Here is a 1,446-nt window from a genome sequence, read left to right on the forward strand (position 1 = left end):
ATCGTCGCCAGGTATGTGTTTGCCGATCACGTTGCTGATACACCAGGTTAAAACCGGGTTGCCGTCATGGTGAAAGCGCCCGGCCTCGATAGCCGCTTCCAGCTCTTTCATCGGGTCGGACATATTGCTGTAGTTCTGCGTGATCGTTATCGGACTCAGGCCTTCATCTGCCAGATGGTGCGAAAGGTTTGTGGCGCCATGCGGGTCAATTGGCGATTCTTCGACAGCATTAAGGCGGTTTGCCTCTTTTGCCGACTCCAGAATTTCGCGGTAATCAATTTCCGCGCCGTCAGTCGTCGTGAGATAACCGGCCTCGGCCCATTTTTGATACCGTTCTGCGGTGCGCTGATCGGCGACGTCGGCACTGTAAACAGTGTCATACGGCACGAAAAATTTCGGAGCAATGCAGTAATAATGCGTTTTGCCGTCAATCTTCCGGGTAAACAGCCTGATCATGCAGTTCAGATCCAGCTTACGTGCCAGGTCAAAGCCAAGAACACAGGTATGCCCTTCGAAGCGCTCCAGAGTCAGAGATTTGTCTTCGCATTTCTGCCAGTTAACTAAATTAAAGAACGCGTCTTTTGCCGCCACCCAAATATTCAGATGTTTGGTTTTGAACACACCAACTTTGCGCGGGTTGTTGATGGCAGCGCGCTGCTGCGATAACAAATGCTCACTGTAGACAGAAATCCCCATATTGGGATTTGCCTTGCGCAGCACCGCCGGATCAGTCCAGTCGTCATCATCATCGACAGTGTAAATAATCCCGAAAAGCTCGTCGTTTGGCACAATGCCTTCCAGCATTTCTACCACTTCACGGCGCTTGTCGTAACACGGCCCCTCGATGTTATAGCCCGCGGTGGTTATGCCATAAATCAGCGGCTGCCGCCGGGCGCCCATCCCGGTTTGCATCGTCGAGTAAAGCGCATCGGTTTTATGTTCGTGGTATTCGTCAATCACCGCGCAGCTCGGCGACGCACCGTCACCCGGGTCGCCGATCATAGGTTCAAACCGGGCACCATCTCCCGGGCGGCTCAGACTTTGCGCATGCACTTCAATACCGAACGCCTCACGTAGTGCTTCGGTACGTTGTGCCATCAGGCGCGCCGGGCGAAATACCTCCCAGGCCTGTTTCTCTGTAGTTGCACCGGAATACACTTCTGCGCCGAACTCGTCATCACACGCGAACATAAACAGACCCACGCCCGCTGACATTGCCGATTTACCGTTTTTACGAGGTATTTCGTTATAAGCCTCGCGGAAACGTCGGTACCCTGTTTTTTTATGTACCCAGCCAAATACAGCGCAAATGCTGAAAAGCTGCCAGGGCTCCAGGGTGATAGGCATCCGTTTAAACGCCCATTCTCCCTTTGTATGTGGCAACAACTGGATAAATTTGGCGGCCTTCTCGGCCTTGTCCTTATCGAATTTAAACGGGTAATTCTT

Annotated in this window: 1 protein-coding gene; it reads right to left on the reverse strand. The window is 52.5% G+C overall.

Features of this window, described 5'->3' with window-relative positions; all coding sequences use genetic code 11:
• On the reverse strand, nucleotides 1-1,446 hold a 1,446-nt coding region (locus CJP72_RS19695), incomplete at both ends, for a terminase large subunit (RefSeq protein ID WP_162383016.1).

Source organism: Citrobacter sp. NCU1 (assembly GCF_010231475.1).
Classification (GTDB): Bacteria; Pseudomonadota; Gammaproteobacteria; order Enterobacterales; family Enterobacteriaceae; genus Citrobacter_D.